Annotated in this window: 13 protein-coding genes; 6 read left to right on the plus strand and 7 right to left on the minus strand. The window is 35.7% G+C overall.

The window, feature by feature from the left end:
* Positions 1 to 470: 470 nt before the first annotated feature.
* Positions 471 to 1,871 (plus strand): amino acid permease, encoded by a 1,401-nt coding sequence (locus tag ACFIJ7_RS05410; protein WP_375636200.1) that lies wholly within the window; start codon positions 471 to 473, stop codon positions 1,869 to 1,871.
* Positions 1,872 to 2,882: 1,011 nt separating this feature from the next.
* Positions 2,883 to 4,274, plus strand: coding sequence for an amino acid permease (locus ACFIJ7_RS05415; RefSeq protein ID WP_375636198.1), 1,392 nt, complete (start codon positions 2,883 to 2,885; stop codon positions 4,272 to 4,274).
* A 115-nt stretch (positions 4,275 to 4,389) separates the two neighbouring features.
* Here the strand turns inward: ACFIJ7_RS05415 and ilvC are convergent, their stop codons facing one another.
* The 3 genes from ilvC to ACFIJ7_RS05430 form a co-directional block, all read right to left on the minus strand.
* On the minus strand, positions 4,390 to 5,409 hold the full coding sequence (gene ilvC, locus ACFIJ7_RS05420; RefSeq protein WP_375636196.1) for a ketol-acid reductoisomerase: 1,020 nt from the start codon (positions 5,407 to 5,409) through the stop codon (positions 4,390 to 4,392).
* A gap of 1,154 nt (positions 5,410 to 6,563) precedes the next feature.
* The gene (locus tag ACFIJ7_RS05425) at positions 6,564 to 7,298 is read right to left on the minus strand and encodes a pyridoxine 5'-phosphate synthase (protein ID WP_375644770.1); all 735 of its coding nucleotides are present in this window, start codon (positions 7,296 to 7,298) and stop codon (positions 6,564 to 6,566) included.
* Positions 7,299 to 7,382: 84 nt separating this feature from the next.
* Positions 7,383 to 8,504 (minus strand): ATP-dependent RecD-like DNA helicase, encoded by a 1,122-nt coding sequence (locus tag ACFIJ7_RS05430; protein WP_375644771.1) that lies wholly within the window; start codon positions 8,502 to 8,504, stop codon positions 7,383 to 7,385.
* Positions 8,505 to 9,541: 1,037 nt separating this feature from the next.
* On the opposite strand from ACFIJ7_RS05430, the gene ACFIJ7_RS05435 reads away from it, so the two are divergent.
* From ACFIJ7_RS05435 to ACFIJ7_RS05450, 4 genes are all read left to right on the plus strand, one after another.
* A complete protein-coding gene (locus ACFIJ7_RS05435) occupies positions 9,542 to 10,468 on the plus strand; it encodes a D-2-hydroxyacid dehydrogenase family protein (protein ID WP_375636190.1) in 927 nt (308 codons plus the stop codon).
* Positions 10,469 to 10,702: 234 nt separating this feature from the next.
* The gene (locus ACFIJ7_RS05440) at positions 10,703 to 11,911 is read left to right on the plus strand and encodes an MFS transporter (protein WP_375636189.1); all 1,209 of its coding nucleotides are present in this window, start codon (positions 10,703 to 10,705) and stop codon (positions 11,909 to 11,911) included.
* Positions 11,912 to 12,237: 326 nt separating this feature from the next.
* Positions 12,238 to 12,600 carry a hypothetical protein gene (locus ACFIJ7_RS05445; RefSeq protein ID WP_375636187.1) on the plus strand — a complete coding sequence of 121 codons (363 nt, stop codon included), beginning with the start codon at positions 12,238 to 12,240 and terminating at the stop codon, positions 12,598 to 12,600.
* A 1-nt stretch (position 12,601) separates the two neighbouring features.
* Positions 12,602 to 12,934 (plus strand): hypothetical protein, encoded by a 333-nt coding sequence (locus tag ACFIJ7_RS05450; RefSeq protein WP_375644772.1) that lies wholly within the window; start codon positions 12,602 to 12,604, stop codon positions 12,932 to 12,934.
* 628 nt (positions 12,935 to 13,562) lie between these two features.
* Here ACFIJ7_RS05450 and ACFIJ7_RS05455 read toward each other — a convergent pair.
* The 4 genes from ACFIJ7_RS05455 to hflC all read right to left on the minus strand — a co-directional run bounded on the left by ACFIJ7_RS05455 (position 13,563) and on the right by hflC (position 20,038).
* On the minus strand, positions 13,563 to 15,362 hold the full coding sequence (locus ACFIJ7_RS05455; RefSeq protein ID WP_375636185.1) for an acetolactate synthase 3 large subunit: 1,800 nt from the start codon (positions 15,360 to 15,362) through the stop codon (positions 13,563 to 13,565).
* A gap of 268 nt (positions 15,363 to 15,630) precedes the next feature.
* Positions 15,631 to 16,503: a tRNA (adenosine(37)-N6)-dimethylallyltransferase MiaA gene (miaA, locus tag ACFIJ7_RS05460; RefSeq protein ID WP_375636184.1), complete on the minus strand. Its 873-nt coding sequence runs from the start codon at positions 16,501 to 16,503 to the stop codon at positions 15,631 to 15,633.
* Positions 16,504 to 17,442: 939 nt separating this feature from the next.
* Positions 17,443 to 18,969: a Do family serine endopeptidase gene (locus ACFIJ7_RS05465; RefSeq protein ID WP_375636183.1), complete on the minus strand. Its 1,527-nt coding sequence runs from the start codon at positions 18,967 to 18,969 to the stop codon at positions 17,443 to 17,445.
* Between the two features lie 133 nt (positions 18,970 to 19,102).
* The gene (gene hflC / locus ACFIJ7_RS05470) at positions 19,103 to 20,038 is read right to left on the minus strand and encodes a protease modulator HflC (RefSeq protein WP_375636182.1); all 936 of its coding nucleotides are present in this window, start codon (positions 20,036 to 20,038) and stop codon (positions 19,103 to 19,105) included.

Below are 20,038 nucleotides of genomic sequence, written 5' to 3' on the forward strand. Positions count from 1 at the left end.
TTTCTCGCAACGTTTTATAAAATGTTATCAATATCTAAACAAAATCCTTATTAATTACTTTAGAAGAAATAAGCTATGATATTCCTCTTTTCGTTTATGAAACAAAAGTAACTTTTTGATTTATGATAGCATCATACAAACAAAAAGTGATTTTAAAAATCATTTTAATTTTCTATCATTAAAAACTGTTTCTTAAACTAAGATGAGAACTCTTGAGCGCTATTTGAGCAAAATTAAAATTCTCACCATTGTGAATAATAACAATAAAAAAACTTCCTATTCAAATATCTGTTACGTTATTTAAGAGGAAAACATCCTCTTTTTTCAAAACCATATTCTTGTCTTTATCCACACAAAATCATAAAAAACGTTTTTTTCCTTTACACCTCATTTATATCATGCTTCGATACAGAATGATGCATTTTTTAGTGTAATTTAATCTCAAAATAATTAAAGGGAACCCCCAAAAAATGAACTGTAAACAAAATTTAAAAGATGGTCCTCATATGAAACTACAACGTGGCCTAGATAACCGTCACGTACAACTTATAGCCCTCGGTGGAGCTATTGGAACAGGTCTCTTCATGGGATCAGGAAAAACAATTAGTGTAGCAGGCCCTTCCATCATACTCGTTTATGCTATTATTGGATGTGCCCTATATTTTGTAATGCGTGCTATGGGAGAATTATTGCTTTCTAATTCACAATACCGGTCCCTTATTGATTTTTCAACCGATATGCTAGGACCAGGAATCGCTTTCTTTGTGGGCTGGAACTATTGGTTAAGCTGGGTTGTAACTGGAGCTGCAGATATTATTGCTATCATTAACTATATGCATTTCTGGTGGCCAACACTTAATCCATGGATTGTTGTTTTTGCTTGCATTGGTTTCTTTTTAATCCTTAACCTCCTTGCCGTAAAATTGTTCGGTGAACTTGAATTCTGGTTTGGTCTTATCAAAGTCGTAGCAATTTTGGCATTAGTTATTGTTGGATTTTATATGATCGCCACAGGCTTTACCTCTCCGAATGGTACTGTTGCCTCTCTTAACCATGTATGGAACGATGGAAATATCTTCCCGCGAGGAATTACAGGTTTTTTTGCTGGATTTCAAATTGCCATTTTTTCTTTTGTTGGTATAGAAATTGCTGGAACAACGGCAGCTGAAGTTAAAGAACCTAAAAAAGTTCTCCCTAAAGCAATTAATGCAATACCGGTGCGTATTGTACTCTTTTACATCCTTTCTCTCACTGTGATTATGTCCGTTACTCCTTGGAATCAAATTGTTCCAGAAAAAAGTCCCTTTGTCTCCATGTTTTGGCTTGCAGGCATTCCAATAGCTGCTGGTTTGGTCAATTTTGTTGTTCTCACCTCGGCTGCCTCTTCAGCAAATAGTGGTATTTTTTCGACTAGCCGCATGATATACGGGCTTGCAACACAAAAAGGTGCTCCTCCAATTTTAGGGAAGCTTTCCAAATACCATGTTCCAGCCAATGCTCTGTTCTTTTCCTGCCTATGTATTTTAGTAGGATACACAATCGCATCATCATCTCCAAGCATCATAAGTGCTTTTACAATTGTGACGAGCATTTCAGCGATTGCATTTTTATTCGTATGGTCCGTCATTTTGATTAGCTATATTGTGTATCGTCGCAATCACCCTCATCTACATGCTGAATCCGTCTACAAAATGCCGGGAGGTGTCATTATGTGCGGGATCGTGTTAGTCTTTTTTGCTTTCATGCTCTATTTATTGACATTAGAACATGATACCCTAACAGCTTTAAAATACAGTATCTTTTGGTTTATTTTCTTAGGTATAATGTATTTTATATTTATAAGAAAAAAAATCTCTCCAAAGAACAAATAAAATCTATACAAAACATCTCAAAAAGGGGTAACTAAAGTTACCCTTTTTCTACTTAACCTCCTCCTCATACCTCAAAAGACGAGGATTCCTCGCAAGTCTTGGTTTGTAAACAATCCGACTTTGTTAAGAGAGATGCCTGCTGACCACTTATATGATTCACCTACATAAGGCTCTATGGGCTAGCCCTACCCTGAATACTCACCACACATTCTAAAAATACTTAATATGTAAAATTTTATATGCTTTATATCACTACTCTAAACAACAGTATTTTACTGCATTATAGGATAAGAAACGCGCTATTCTGTGAAGAATTCTCTATAAACTTCACTGATATTGTTTATTAATAAAACATGAGCTTTTATCTAAAACCACCCCCAAAAAGTTATATTCAATTTTTTAGCAAAATTAAAAATACAGCTCTAAACAGAATATATCTTAATAGCTATCTACAATAAAAAAAGATTCTATGAAAATATTTTTCTATTTATAATAAATTTTAAATATAAATATTTAAATTTAAATTTAAAATATATTTTTAATATTTAAATAATATTTTAACAATTTGAATATTATTATATTTATATACAAATATTTAAATTTAATAAATTTATAATTTTATTTATATTTTTCTGTAAAGGAAAATATTTATTAATAAATAATTTTAAATGAAAGCTATTTAATACAATGATTTATTACAAAATAATTGCAAATAAAATATATATAAATAATAAATTATTATTTATAATAAATAATATTATTTATTATAAATAATAAATAATATATAATGTTTATAATTTATGTATAAAACATAAAAAATATAATATAATTTATATTTTAGTTCTTATGTATAAAATAATTATTCCATTAATTTATAATGTTTTTTCTTTATTGACATATAGTCATAGAAAAAAATTCCTTTACTCCTTAACCATAGCGTGTTCCGATAGAAGGCATTACCTTTTTTAGGATAATTTTTATTTAAAAATAACTAAGGGGAACTTCCCAAAAATGAACAAACAAAATTTAGAAAAAAAACCTAAGAAGAAATTGCAACGTGGACTACATAATCGACACATACAACTTATAGCCCTCGGTGGTGCTATTGGAACAGGTCTCTTCATGGGATCAGGAAAAACAATCAGTGTAGCAGGACCCTCAATTCTACTCGTTTATGCAATTATTGGTTGTGCTCTATACTTTGTCATGCGTGCTATGGGAGAGTTATTGCTTTCTAATACACAATATCGATCTTTTATTGACTTCTCAACCGATCTTCTAGGTCCGTGTGCCGGATTCTTTATCGGCTGGACATATTGGTTATGTTGGATTGTCACCGGAACTGCTGAAATTATTGCTATTGTCACTTATACACACTTTTGGTGGCCTGAACTCAATTCGTGGATTCCTGTTATAATTGGTCTTATGTCCTTTTTAATTCTTAACCTCGTCGCCGTAAAACTATTTGGCGAACTTGAGTTTTGGTTTGGTTTTATCAAAATCGTAGCAATTCTAGTCTTAATTGTTGTAGGATTTTATATGATCTTTACCGGTTTTGTCTCTCCAAACGGCACGGTTGCTTCTCTTAGCCATATATGGAATGGTGGAAATATTTTTCCGCGAGGAATTACAGGCTTTTTTGCTGGATTCCAAATTGTTATTTTTGCTTTTGTTGGCATTGAACTCGCTGGAACAGCTGCTGCTGAAGTACAAGAGCCTCAAAAAGCTTTACCACAGGCTGTTAATTCAATACCAATCCGCATTGTATTCTTTTATATATTCTCTCTTCTTGTGATTATGTCTGTGACACCGTGGAATCAAATCAGTCCAGAAAAAAGCCCATTTGTAACAATGTATGCACTTATTGGTATTCCAACTGCTGCTGGTTTGATGAACTTTGTTGTCCTCACAGCTGCCGCATCTTCAGCAAATAGTGGAATTTTTTCTACCAGCCGTATGATATATGGGCTAGCAACACAAAAAGGTGCTCCTAAATTTCTAGGAAAACTTTCTCGTAACCACGTTCCAGCCAACGCATTATTCTTTTCATGTTTATGCATCTTATTTGGTTATGCAATTGTATCGTTATCTCAAACCCTCATAGCTGCTTTTACAATTGTTACGACGATTGCCGCAATTTTGTTTATATTTGTATGGTCTATCATTTTGATCAGCTATATCGTCTATCGTCGTAATCGTCCTCTCCAGCATACTGTCTCTCCTTATAAAATGCCAGGAGGTGTTATTATGTGTTGGGCGCTTCTTGTTTTCTTTGCATTCATTATTTATTTATTATCATTAGAAGCTGATACTGCCATAGCTTTAAAATACACTCCAGCGTGGTTCATATTTTTAGGAATTGTATACTTTCTTTTTGGAAGAAAGAATTATGCAAAAAATTAAAAAATAAAGCTTATGTTGCAAAAAACATATAAAAAAGGGTAACTAAACGTTACCCTTTTTTGATATTTATCTATAAAATTATAAAAGCTATTAACAAAATATCTCTTTAGAAGCTTCAATTACGCTCTTTATCAACCAAAGCATTAGACTTTATCCAAGGCATCATAGAACGAAGTTTTTTACCAACTTCTTCAATAGGATGATTATCATTTAAACGCCGCATGCCTTTAAAATGAGCTGCACCAGCTTTATACTCTTGAATCCAATTTGACGTAAATTTACCCGTCTGAATATCCTTCAAAATACGCTTCATTTCTGCTTTTGTTTCATCAGTAATCACGCGTGGACCAGACATATATTCGCCCCATTCAGCCGTATTGGAAATCGAATAATTCATATTTGCAATGCCCCCTTCATACATGAGATCAACAATCAGTTTAACTTCATGTAAACACTCGAAATAAGCCATTTCCGGTGCATAACCTGCTTGTGTTAATGTTTCATAACCTGCTCGAATCAGTTCAACAAGACCTCCACAGAGAACCGCTTGTTCACCAAAAAGATCAGTTTCGCACTCTTCTTTAAATGTTGTTTCAATTACCCCAGCACGTCCACCACCAAGACCACATGCATAAGACAATGCTACATTATGAGCATGTCCTGAAGCATCTTGTGCCACCGCTATTAAGCAAGGAACACCACGACCACGTTGGTATTCATTGCGCACTGTATGACCTGGACCTTTAGGAGCAATCATCACAACATCAACTGTTTTTTTAGGTTCAATTAAGCCGAAATGAATGCTCAAACCATGCGCAAAAGCAATCACCGCCCCATCACGTAAATGATCATGAATATGCTCTTTATAAATATCAGCTTGCAATTCGTCTGGTGTTGCCATCATGATGAGATCTGCCCATTTTGCAGCTTCCGCAACACTCACCACTTCAAAACCATCGGCCATAGCCTTCTTAACTGTTTCCGACCCTGAACGTAAAGCTATTTGCACATTTTTAACACCGGAATCTTTCAAATTTAAAGCGTGCGCACGCCCTTGAGAACCATAACCAACAATGGCTACTTTTTTCCCTTTAATAAGATTAACATCCGCATCACGATCATAATAAACACGCATAAAAAAACTTCCTTCTTTTTCTATTTAAACTGGATTTCAGATTATTTTTATTAAATAAGAAACATTATCTTCAGTGCATCACACACTTATAAAGGCAAAAAACACCGCTTATAAGAACATAGCAATTGAATAATTTTTAAAGTTTACATATTGCATAAAAAAACTGTAGTCCCCAAACATTCCCAAAACATATACGGATCCCCAAATCAACTTCAACTGCTATTCCACAAAAACAATAATTACACAAAACAAGATTTCTAAAGAAAATATATTTGCTAATATTTTACTCTTCTATCGTGCAACAAAACCCTATATTCTAAAAATTAAGATACAATATACAATTGTTAACATGAACCAAATCAATACGGATAGCAAGAAAAATTACAAAATAACAAGTGTTGTTTTAATACAATCTTCAAAAGCATATACAACAATATCTTTAGAATAATAGAGAGGACGTTTTTACTTTTTACGTTCTTTAATATCCGCGCTTCTCACGCGAAAAAGAACACCCCCATACTGCCATTATGTTATTCATTTATGGCGCCTTATAAAAAAACTTTTAATGTGCTCGAGCCCTTTTCAAGAATCCCCTATAATCGCCTAAGATTTATTACACACCACTCTCTTTACTTCATAAAGCTACAAGTCGATATCATCATTCTATTTGACAGCTCTTATTGCATTAAGCCTATTCATAAAAAGCATTTTCTGATTTTAAATCTATTCATGATGAAATCATCAAAACCCTTATATGCCAAAAACTGCCACAACATTGAATTAGCCAATAAAATGATGATAGCAATAGACTTCATATCATCTATGGAGATTTTACATTATACTATTTACAGATAACCCGTAAAATGAGCTCAAACATCAAGAAAATTTGTGTATTGATCCATAAAAACCCTACGCACTCCTTTACAAGGAAAATACTTTCCAACCCCTATTTCTTCTCCCTAATAGATAGTACAAATAAAAAACATCGCATACACTCAAAACAAAAGATAGAAAGCAACCAATAAACAGAGCAACAATAGAATATTTATAATGCACGCTAATAGTGCTATTTATCTAAACATATATTATTTTTTAAAGATAAATTGGCAAAGCTTTATAAAAATTTCTCTTTCAATTTTATAGAGAGAAAAAGATTACGATAATAACCGGATAAAACGCTGAACAGTATCATGCATTCCATACTCTAATGCATCGGCAATGAGCCCATGACCAATAGAAACTTCATCAAGCCAAGGAATGTTTTTGACAAGAGCAGGAAGATTCATAAGCGTCAGATCATGCCCTGCGTTCATACCTAACTGCAACTCTTTTGCTCTTCTTGCTGCTAAAACAAGTTTATTGAGCTCTTGATCCTGTTTTATCTTATCCTGAAATGCACCACCGTAAGGTCCCGTGTAAAACTCCACACGATCAGCCCCTATTGCTTTAGCAGTATCAAGACCATCGATAGTAGGATTAGCAAAAAGTGATACACGAATCTTTCTTTTTTTCAAATGCTGAATAATAGGTGTTAAAAATTCTGCATCATGAGCAAAATTCCAACCATGATCAGATGTTGACTGATCTGGATCATCAGGAACAAGGGTAATCTGATCAGCATACTTTTCAGCGATATCCAAAAATTGATCACTTGGATAACCTTCAATATTAAACTCAGCTGTAGGAAAAGAACCGTTAATTAAACGATGTATATCTGGCAAATCCGCAAAACGAATATGCCTTTCATCGGGGCGTGGATGAACCGTCAAACCTGCCGCTCCAGCAGCAAGCGCTATATGCCCCATATTCGTGATACTTGGCCACGGAAGATTACGTCGATTACGCAAAACAGCAACAGCATTAAGATTAACCGAAAGTTTTACCGCCATGCCCATTTCCATTTTTCTATAATGTGTAACAAGATAGAAAAAAGGCATTTTCCATCTGAAACTTAGATGATATACATATTTTTTCTATCGAACAATCATTAAACGTTCTGCTGCGCGCGTAATTCCCGTATAAAGCCAGCGCGCATACATATCACGAAATGCAAAACTTTCATCAAACAAAACGACGTTATTCCATTGAGAACCTTGCGCTTTATGAACCGTTAATGCATACCCATAATCAAAATCATCATATCGCTTTTTTAATTGCCATGAAATTTCTTGATCAGGGTTTTCAAACGCTGCTTTTAACAGTTTAATCTTTGCTACCCCACGCTCACTTTCTTCTGGTTTCACAAGAAGATTAATACTTGGTTTAACTGTTTCCTTCTGTGAAGTCATCACCTTCCATAAAGAGCCATTCAACAAACCTTTAGTAGGATCATTTCGCAAACACACCAGCTTATCTCCTGCTTGCGGATAATCTGCTGTAAATCCTTTTAACACACGCAAACGCTGATTATAAAGGTAGCGCGTACGATTAACCCCTACCAATACCTGATCAGCATCCAAAACCAATTGTTGATTGACCTCTTTACGTGTAACAACGCGCGCTTCTCCATAGTCACCATAAGCAATATCGCGTCCTTCACGCACATCCATAGCTAAACGAATAATCGGATTATCCCGCGCTTGCCGATGAATTTCTGAGAGAAGAAAATCTGGTTCTCCATTGGAAAAAAATCCTCCACCTGATATAGGAGGCAATTGACCTGGATCACCCAGAACAAGAATTGGCGTCCGAAAGCTCATTAAATCACGCGCCAATTTTTCATCTACCATCGAACATTCATCGACAATAATGAGCTTAGCTTGTGCAGCTGCACTCCTTCGATTTAAAGTAAATGTTGGAGCAATAGACTTCTTTCCCGTAATTTCATCGGAAACTTCTTCTTCCCCACGCGGACAATAAATCAACGAATGAATTGTACAAGCATTGCTTGCACCTTTAGAGCGTAAAACCTGTGCCGCCTTCCCTGTAAAAGCAGCAAACTGGACAGAACCATCAACTGTTTCTGCAAAATAGCGCGCAAGCGTTGTCTTACCCGTCCCCGCATAGCCAAAAAGGCGAAAAAGTGGAGAACGCCCTTCCTTCAACCACGCAGCAACAGCCTTCAATGCATTATCCTGTTCCCGTGAAAACTGCATAGCTTACCAACATAAGATTTGCATAAAAAGAGCAGTATTTTGAAAAAAAACGACTATCAAGAAAAACTTTTTTATTAAGAATTGCTGACACACGCCCATCTAACAACTTTCGTAGCACAATTATCAATTATTTACCCATTGCTTTTTCAAGATATAGTAAAAATCTAAATTTTATCTATACATCGATCTTCTTGGTAACACCTTATACTTATCAAATAAAATATCATTTTCTACAACAGTAACAGCAACAATGGAATATACATATCTTAAATTTAAAATAATACCTATATACGCTCTTTCTAACCAAAATTTAGAATGAAAAAAAGAGCATTGCAATTGCAAAACCCTCTCTAGAAAAAATGTCCTTAACAGGATAAGAATAATGTAATTTTATGAATACTATTTTACACAATCACTCAGCTTTCTTGCACATAAAAATAAAGTACATCCACTATTACGAAATAATAATTACATATATCAAAAACCTTTTGGCAGAAATAGCTCTCAACAAAACTACTTAATCCTATGATGATACACCTATAAAGTTCCTATCTCCCTCTTATCATGATTTTAATAAATTTACTCTTCATGCTACAAATAAGTTATATCTCAACGAATAAAGAGAGACATCACGCTTATATGAAGCGCGCTTTATCTCGCACAAATATGTAGCTTTTTCTGTTTCGACAATAAAATCTGGTTCGTAAGTATGGCCTTCTTGGTAGTCTATTATAAGAAAATTGGGACATGGGTTTCAGTCCAGCGTAGCACTTCAGATCCGTCCTCTAGAATATGAGAAAAGCGCAATTCTCCATCTACTGAGTCAAACTTTTTCTTTTTGTCGCAATGTTTTAAAGTTTATAAAAACTAAATGATTAATGCTATTCTTATTGCTAGAAATAATAATGAAATCAAGGGGTATAATTTGTTAATAGGCTTGGCGTTATGTCAAAATATCAGCGGTGAGATTGCTTTTTGGTTGTTTTAGAAATGAAATAATGAGTTCAAATATTGATGAATGAAACGGGAGATTTAAATTGAAAATATTAATTCCAGATGACTATCAAAAAGCCACCCTAACATTACAGTCTATTACAAAATTAATGAAATCGCATGAAGTGCTGGTTATAAATAATCTAGCTAAAGAATGTGATTTAGAAGATAAGCTCAAAGAGATAGATATTCTTATCTTAATCAGAGAGCGGACTATAGTTGATAGAAATCTTCTCCTGAAACTGCCAAATTTAAAATTAATCTGCCAAACAGGCCCTATAGGTTCACATATTGATATAGAAGCTTGTAGAGACTTAGGAATTGAAATATTAGACGGTGGTGGAGATCCAACTTCTGCTGCTGAATTTGCGTGGCTCTTAATTATGTCTGCGCGTAGAAAACTCTGTAAATCTGTGTCTGATATGAAAAAAGGACGATGGCAAACAACATTTGGCAACCAAATGAAAGGGGCTACTCTTGGAATATTCGGGTTTGGGCGTATTGGTAAAATGGTTGCTCAATATGCTCAAGCTTTTGGCATGTCCATTTTGGTTTATGGGAGCGAGCGTTCAACGCAAGAAGCAAAAAATTTAGGTTATCATTTTACGCATTCAAAAGATGAATTTTTTACACGTCCTGACATTATATCCGTACATTTACGCTTAAGCGATAAAACCAGAGAAATCATTCAATTAGATGATCTATTGAGCATGAAACCTCATGCTATTTTTGTCAACACAGCGCGTTCAGCTTTGGTTGAAAAAGGGGCGATAGAAAAAATACTAAGTTTGGAAAATTCAACTTACTTTGCACTGGATGTTTATGACAGCGAGCCGGTATATGAGAGCAAATTATTGCAATCAGATAGAGTTCTTTGCACGCCGCATCTGGGCTATGTGACTGAAGAAAGCTTTGAGAATTATATTGAAAAAGCTTGCCAAAATATAGCATCTTTTATGAAGAGCGTTTAATGCCAGCTGAACCAATGTTTGTAAAATTTATCTTATATCGCTAGCCTATCAAATTTGCACGACACATAATAGCTTATTTCCTTAAATTAAGCATATTCCTTAGCTTTCATATTAATACCAATCGTATTGACAGATTTTTATGTAATCAGCATAAAATACCTGATTTATTGTTGCAATCATTATTAGAAAAAAGTCCACTTTATTGGAATACACTTTAATTGGAGGGAGAGTATAGTGAGCAATAATAAATTTATAGAAAAAAATTATTATAGATGGATTGTATTGCTTGTTGCCACTATCGCTCAAGCATCAGCCTGCTTCTTTGTTCAAGGGATTGGTCCTTTAGCTGAATTTTTTAAGAAAAATTTCTCGCTCAGTGACTCTCAGATAGGTTTGCTGTCTTCAGCAGCACAGTTCCTACCTATTATTGGGTTACTTGTAGCTGGTGAATTACTAGACAAATTTAACGAGCGCTATATTGTTGGAGTTGGCGCGGTCGGCGTTTCTGTTGCTCTTTTGTTGGGAGCAATCGCAGATAACTATATTTCCCTTTTGGTTTGTTTGCTCATTGTAGGGGGATTTTATAGTTCTGCTCAACCCGGTGGCGCTAAATCTGTTTCTTCATGGTTTCCACAATCGCAGCGCGGATTTGCAATGGGAATAAGGCAGGCGGGACTACCATTAGGTGGGGCATTAGCTGGGATAGTTCTTCCTGCTAGTGCGCTTGTTTATGGCATACAAGGTGCGTTTTTGGTCGGTGCCATAGTTTCTTTTTTAGGTGGATGTATATTTATTATTTTTTATCACTCACCAGCAAAAGTTGTAGCTATCGTTCCAAAAAGCAAGGCAAGAGTTTCGTTCTATGCAAATATAAGATCTCGTCTTGCGATGTTGGCTGCACCGCATATGAAGAATATTATTTTTTCAGGCGTTTCACTTGTGATCGTTCAATATGTTTTAACCATTTTTATAACGATCTATTTTTATAGAATCTATCACCTGTCTCTAGATAAAAGTGCTTATTTGTTTTTTGTTTTACAGGCTTCTGGTGCCTTAGGAAGAATTATTTTAGCAGCGTGGAGTGATCATTGTAGAAAAGGACGATTTTTTCCTGTCTTGTTTTGCATGATTGCAGTAATTTTTGGATTTTTAATATTAATTTTAGGCATGAGTGGATCCATAATTTATTTAACTATTTTATCTGCTTGGTTAGGTTTTTTTGGAATAGGATGGTATGGCCCTTGGGTTGCTTATATTGTAGACTCTTCGCCGAAAGAAAGCGTTGGCTTTTCTCTGGGTTTAGCAATGTCTGTAAATCAAATCGCAATTATTACTGCTCCACCATTATTTGGATTAATCCAAGATTTTACAGACACTTATTTGCTAACATGGCTGATTTTAATTTTAATTATTGTTTTTTCACTTTTCTTAATAAAAAAATAGGGAAATATAATTGGGGAAGAAATTATAATGATAAATGAAAATGCTTTTGAATTAAGCAATGTCGAAAGAGATAAACTTTGGTAGACTTTAGACCACGTTATTTATGATCCATACGGGTGTATTGAATATTCGGTTGAACTAAAAAATAGCATTTTCGCTGCTATCACATAGAATATTGACAATTCTTATGAATCAAAAGGTGTCTATTACCCCGAGACCATTTAATCTTTGAAAACCTTCCAATTGATAGACCAATTAATACGTCACCTAATCCTTATAATTTAGATGCGTCTTGTAAAAGTGGCTATATTAGCAAAAATTTAATTATGATGTTTTCTTTATTGATCGGAGAGCCTTATTCAATTAAGTTTGAAGGCGAATATATAGTAAATAACCTAGTTCCTTTAGAAGATAATAAAAAAGATTATACAGGATTAGGATCTGAAGTTGAGTTAGATTTTCATATAGAAAATGCTGCACTAAAATTTATAAAGGGTTTAAATTTATCTCCTAAAGGGATATTTTTATCTGGTGTTCGCAATGATGTTGATGGCCCGTTAACGAGAATATCTGGTGCACGTCTAGCTTTAAAACTTTTAATTGAGAAGGATTTGAGTAGCTTAAGCGATAATTTATATATAATTAATATTCCTTATAGAGGAGAAAAATGGGGTAACCTCTACAAGTAAAGTGCCCCTAGTTCAAGGGGACGGTGAATTCCCAGATATCAGCGCTGTTTTTTATCCGGGCATGTTAGAGCCACAGTCAAAAAAAGCTAAGGAAGCTTTAAATCATTTTTATGAAGCTATGAAGGCTGTATCTTTTGGAATTGATGTACAACCAAGAAGATTATTATACATTGATAACAGAATGGCTCTACACTCTAGAGATAAATTTTTTGGATCATTTGATAGTTATGAAAATCCAATGCGGTGGATTCAAAGAGTGTTTGTGTCTGTAGATTTATGGAATCATAAATATGTAGAACAAATAAAAGAAAGAATATTTAATTTTCAATGTTAATGTCCTGATAATGATACGATGTTGAGTATTATTCCGGTTTATATATATTGACTACACATCTCATATATATAGATCTCCCCCGCATAATCAGGTGAGATTACTACCTGATTATAAGCTATGGTGGCTAATTGATTTTCTATGGCTGCATTTGATCTTCGTTATTTTTGCCCTTCCTTTCAAGCCGCTAGGGGGATTTTCCTATCAATCCCTTGAAAGAGCGATTTGGAGCAATTTCATAATGCGAAACCAAAACATAGTGACAAACTTTTCTATTGTTTTCATAGGCATGACGGTTTGCATGGTCGCACCCTTCAAGCACGGTGGCTTTTTTTCTTGCACGATGGAATCTTTCATATATGAGACAACATAATTAATTTATAACAGATAATTCAATGTATTATCTAAAAAATGCAACGAAATAGCTATTAATGTGAACATATGAATTAAAAAAACAAACATCGCGTACAAATAATAATACACCCCATGTCTTTAAACAAAGAATGAAAATCATAAAATGAGCTCTAAGGATAATAGGAACTCTCCACAAAGAAGAGACAGAGATGAAGACTTCAAAGAATTCAAAGACTTCATCATCACCATCTTTCACTATTTTGTTAACATATTAATTTTATACAAGAATCTTTCCCTCGGAAGAAACAGCATTTGCAACAGCTTCCTCGCTTGCCTCATCGGGTAATAACATCTCATTATGGGCACATCCTGATGGGATCATAGGAAAACAATTTTCTAAATGATAAACACGACAATCAAAAAGAACAGGCTTATCACTGTCAATCATCTGCTGAATTTTATCATCAAGTTCATCGGGTTTTGAACAATGAATTCCCACGGCTCCATAAGCTTGTGCCAATTTCACAAAGTCAGGCATAGATTCCGTATAAGAATGAGAAAGACGATTACCATGCAGCAATTGCTGCCACTGGCGAACCATCCCCATATACTGATTATTTAAAATGAAAATTTTTACAGGTGTGCCATGCTGAATAGCTGTTGCAAGTTCTTGAATATTCATCTGAATGGAAGCATCACCAGAAATACACACAACAAGCGCATCAGGATGGGCTATTTGAACACCTATAGCCGCCGGAAGACCATACCCCATCGTTCCAAGACCACCAGAAGTCATCCAATGTTTTGGTTCATCAAAATGATAATACTGTGCTGCCCACATCTGATGCTGTCCGACATCCGTTGTGATATAAGCACGAGCATCTTTGGTCAGTGCATAAAGCCGTTCAAGAGCATATTGTGGCATGATAACATCTTCTTTTTCCATATATGCCAATGAATTGCGTGATCTCCAGCGATTAATTTGCGTCCACCACGCCTCACGGACTTCACTGTTAAACGCTGGTTGCTGTATCTTTAAGAGTTGCGTCATATCTCCTAAAACACAAGCCACATCACCAATAAGTGGAACTTCTGCTTTTACGATCTTATTAATAGAAGAAGGATCAATATCAATATGAATAATACGCGCATGAGGTGCAAATGCATCCAATCGCCCTGTGATACGATCATCAAATCGTGCTCCAACAGCCAACATGACATCACAATCATGCATGGCCATATTAGCTTCATAGGTTCCATGCATCCCAAGCATTCCAAGCCAATTTTTGCCAGAAGCGGGATAAGCACCAAGCCCCATGAGTGTTGATGTAATCGGAAAATCACCCAGTTGAACTAAATCGCGCAAAAGCTTTACAGCTTCCATCCCCGATGAAATAACACCACCACCAGAATAAATAACAGGACGCTTTGCTTCTACTAAGAGAGAAACAGCCTCTTCAATAGCCTGCGCATTCCCTTTCGATTTTGAATAAGAATGCATAAATGTCGGCACTTGAGGCGCTCTATAAATTCCTGAAGCAAATTGAACATCCTTAGGAATATCAATCAAAACCGGTCCAGGACGACCTGATTGAGCAAGAGAAAAAGCTTCATGAATAATAGCCGCAAGATCATTGACGTTTTTAACCAGCCAATTACGCTTCGTACAGGGCTTTGTAATTCCAACCGTATCAGCTTCTTGAAAGCCATTTGTTCCAATGATCGTTGTCGCTACCTGACCAGAAAAACAAACAAGAGGTATAGAATCCATAAGAGCATCTTGCAAAGGTGTAACAGCATTCGTTGCGCCTGGACCAGAAGTCACAAGCATAACACCTACCTTTCCAGTACTGCGTGCATAACCTTCAGCAGCATGCCCTGCAGCTTGTTCATGGCGCACCAAAATATGCTGGAGTGTATCTTGGTGATAGAGAACATCAAAAATAGGCAGAACAGCCCCACCAGGGTAACCAAAAATATGTTTAACCCCTTGATCTATAAGAGCCTGAACCACTATTTCAGCCCCCGACATTATTTTTCCATCTGCACTCTCTTGCTTTCTTGGATCATTTCTCATTTTTCCCACTCACCTACTTGATAGGACAATAAAAAAGCCCCTAACGGAGCCCATAAAAAAAGACCCCAAAGGAGCCCATTACACAACACACACTGTATGATCACCCCCATTATTCCAACGTATAAAATATATAAAAATTTCCTTGTAGAAAGATTTCTAATTCCATTGATACCATTCGTCAATAAAAAATTCTATTTTCTAAAAAATTCTTTTTCACGAATTATCTTTTATCTTTCGAAAGTTTCTTTACAAAGCTCTAGCTCTTTTATCAAAAAGTAAGCATCCATTCTTCATCAAATTGATTACGAAACCATGTCATTTGTCTTTTTGCATATCTCCTCGTTTGTATTTTCACCGCTTCAAGAGCATTCTCAAAGCTTCTATATCCATCCAAATAAGCTATAAATTCAGGTATACCAATAGCCTTCATTGCTGGTAATGAAGGGAAAAGCTTAAGATTCTTCATGATCATCGCCTCTTCTAAAGCTCCTCTTTCAATCATAGAATCCAAACGTTTATGAATACGTTCATAAAGCAGAGGACGTGGTGGCATAAGAAGAATTTTTTCTGCACAATCTGACGAAATCAGAGGAAGCGTTTTTTTCTTCTGCCACCAACTGAGCTTCTTACCAGTTGCCTCATAAACTTCTAAAGCACGAACAATACGTTGACCATCTTGCGAAGAAATTTTCTCAGCAAGAACAGCATCAACTTGCAACAATTGGCGGTAAAGGCTTTCAGCTCCCTCTTTATCAAGCCGAAGTCGCCATTTCTGCCGTACAGCATCTGGAATATGAGGTATTTCCGAAAGCCCTTCTAAAAGAGCACGAAAATAAAGCCCTGTTCCACCAACAAAAATAACCGATCTTAAAGAAAAAGTTGCCAATAGCTTCTCGACATCACACAACCATTGCCCTACTGAATAATTCAAAGTAGGACTCACATAGCCATAGAGATAGTGTGGAACAATCGCAATATCAGCCTCCGTAGGCCGTGCTGTTAAAATATTTAAAACATCATAAACCTGCATTGAATCAGTATTAACGATGAGAGCATTTTTTTCTTGAGCCATTTGTAAAGCAAGCGCTGACTTACCACTTGCAGTAGGCCCCGCTATTAATGTAACTGTTCTCTGTGTCATGAATAGCAATTTCTCCCAATCAATAACTTATTGCAACACACAGCCCCCCCAAAGCCCCTATGAAACTTATAAAAAAAGAAAAAATGGACTTAATAACAACACCAAAGAAATTTCCAAGCATTTTTGCTATCATAATTCAATAATAAACTACATCCATAATCATTCTGTCCGTTAGTCCATTAAAAATAAACATATTCTTTGTCATCATTTATGAAAATAATACTGAGCTTAACCTATACAATCAGACAGCTTTATTTTTTTCCTATAAAAACAACATGCTACTCCGGTTTATAATAAGAGATTCAGAAATTGTCTTCTTCACGCTCTCTTTTTTATAACTATTTTTTCATCCATCACCAAGAAAGGTATAAATATATATAACTAATTTAGTCTAATATAATTTTTCTCTAGGATAACTTTTTTCAAACTGAAGTGAAAAAAAACGTTCTCTATAGCACACAAAGTACAATCACAAAGTGCTAAAAGTCTCACTAGATAAAACATTCTTTATAATAATAATTGCACCCTTTATTTATAATAGTTGAGCGTTTTGCAATCTGAATAAGAGCTCCCAATATCATAAGATTTTCTCATTTTTATCCTTCTCATAAAGTGCCATATCAATACCATTCACTTGTGCATCAAAAGCAGAGATAAAAATTGACTTAAACACAAGACAGTGATCTCTTATGCAGCATTTCAAAGCCTAGGCTATTGCAATATTGGGAACTAGCAAATCTATTATGGTACCAACTTATACTTTTATTTAATGCAAAAATAGAACTGCCCAACGGATTTTATGTTATACAATCCATGCTCTTTGTCGTGAAATGAGCTTGAAAAATATTGAACATCACATGGCTGAGCTACAAAATAGCCCATATACCAAGGCTGATAAAAAACAAAAAATTAATTTTTAAGCCTCAATCTATTGGGGTATCAATCCATTAGAAGCGTTACGAACCGTAACTCTCCATCTGGACGCGCTACGATGAATAGAGCATTTTTGCGTCCGGCTTCACGTAATTTATGAATCCGTTTTTTAGCTTCATCGATTGTTGTGATAGCACTCTGATTGATATCAATAATGACTTCACCAACGCGAATACGCTTTTTATCCGCTGCGCTATTTTGTGCAACAGATGTTACCACTAGTCCTCGAAGTTTATCTGAAATTGAATAACGATGACGCAAATCCTCTGTCAATTCAGATAGCGTCATTCCCATAAATTGCATTGTCACGCTTTTCGACAGATCATTATCTTTTTTATCATCAACTTCTTCTTCTATATCTTCATTTGCATCTGTTTCAATCAAACGTCCAAGCTTAACTTTTACTGTTTTTTCTTGTCCATCCCGTAAAACGGTAACATCTACCACTTTTCCTTCCGGACTTTCCGCCACTAAACGCGGCAAATCACGTGCATGCTTAATTTTTGCATTGCCAAAGAAAAGAATAACATCTCCAGTTTGTAACTGGCTATTATCTACATTATTTTCTTCCGTCTGTTCTATTTTACCAGCCACCAATGCTCCTACCGCATTGTCCAATTTTAAACTTTTTGCAATATCCTCAGTCACCGGCTGAATACGAATAGCTAACCAACCACGCCTTATTTCTCCAAAATCACGCAATTGACTAATAACAGAAAGGGCCATATCTGATGGAATAGCAAACCCAATACCGATAGATCCTCCAGAAGGTGAAACAATTGCTGTATTAATGCCAATGACTTCACCATTTCTATCAAATAACGGACCACCAGAATTGCCCCGATTAATTGCTGCATCTGTTTGAATAAAATTATCATAGGGACCAGCATTAAGATCACGGTTACGTGCAGAAATAATACCAACCGTTACACTTCCACCAAAACCATAAGGATTACCAATAGCCATAACCCAGTCACCAATACGTGCTTTTTCTGAGTCACCAAAACGCACAGCTTTTAATTTTTTACGTCCCGCATCCACTTGAAGTAGTGCCAAATCAGTTTTGCTATCCTTGCCAAGAAGCTTCGCCTTGAGTTTTGTACCATCTGTAAAATTAACTTCAATATCATCAGCATCAACAATAACATGATAATTTGTAACAATAATCCCTTTTTGCGCATCAATCACAAAACCAGACCCCAAAGAACGCACCTTTTGAAATTGACTATTTTTTTGACCATCTTTGGGTGTAAAAAAATCATTAAAATATTCCTCCAGCAATGAATCTTTGGGAATAACGGGTACCGAAGTATTTTCATCCTGTTCGGTTCCTTCAACAGTCTGTGCCGTAGAAATATTCACAACCGTCTCCAAAAGCTCAGAAGCTAAATCAGGAACAGAAAGCAATGTCTTGTTTGTCTCTGCGCCCCAAGACAAATTCACTGATCCTGATAAAAACAAAATCACACACAAAACAACTCTTGTGATAAAAGACTTCAAAAACGTATTTCTACTCACGATACTTCTATCCATGACATGCCTTTAACCAAAGCTGCAAAGAGCCTTACTCAACTTATTATGCAAAATCAGTATGGCTTAACACTCTCTTACATGCATCATAAAAAAGCAGCTATAGAGCATACTTCTCATATGAAATAGTATACATCTATTCTCCACCAGACTTTGAATCAGTTTTGCTCAAACTAGGACTCATTGTTGATGAAAGCTTTTTCTTTACTTGCAGGGGATTTTGAAAATAAAAAAAGAAATCCTCATTTGGTGAAATGACCATCGAAACTCTTTCTAAATTCTTATACTGTTCCATCGCTAACCAAAAATCGTAAAAAGATGGATTAGCTTCCCGCGCATTTAATAAAATGCGAATACTTTCGGCTTGTCCTTCACCGCGAGTAATTTCAGCATCACGCTTTGCGGCTGCCACAATTTCCTCATATTCACGATTTGCTTCTGCCACAATACGATCTCGTTCTTGTTGACCACGAGCCCGGATATTTTCCGCAACAGCCTCCCGTTCAGCAGCCATTTGTCGATAAACATCTTCTGAAACAGCATCCGTTAAATCGGTTTTTCGAATACGCACATCAACAATCGTAATACCCAGCGAACCTGCATCTATAGAAAATTGCCGTTGCACCTCAGCCATCATTGCGCCTCGTTCATCCGATAAGGCAGCTTTAAATTCTCGCTTACCATAAACAGCACGCAAAGCGTCAATAAACCGTGGTGCAAGATTTTCACGTGCCGCAATTTGCGGACGCCCTGAAGCAATACGCTGTAAAAACAATTTAGGATCCGTAATACGATAAATAAAGAACGCATCCACTTCGTAATAAGCACCCCCACGAACTTGTACCGATTGCGTAGGAACATCATAACGCAACAAGCGATTATCCACCACAATCATCTTATCCACAAAGGGCATTTTCGAATAAATTCCAGGATTAGACTCGACCTTAACGATTTGACCAAAACGCTTAATTGCCACTTGTTGACGAGGATAGACAATAAAAAGTGACATCCACAAAATGATCAAAAGAAACATTATGGTACTAAAAATAAACAAAAAACGAGACTGCTGCAT

It is taken from the genome of Bartonella sp. MR100HLJHH, assembly GCF_042194215.1.
GTDB lineage: Bacteria > Pseudomonadota > Alphaproteobacteria > Rhizobiales > Rhizobiaceae > Bartonella > Bartonella grahamii.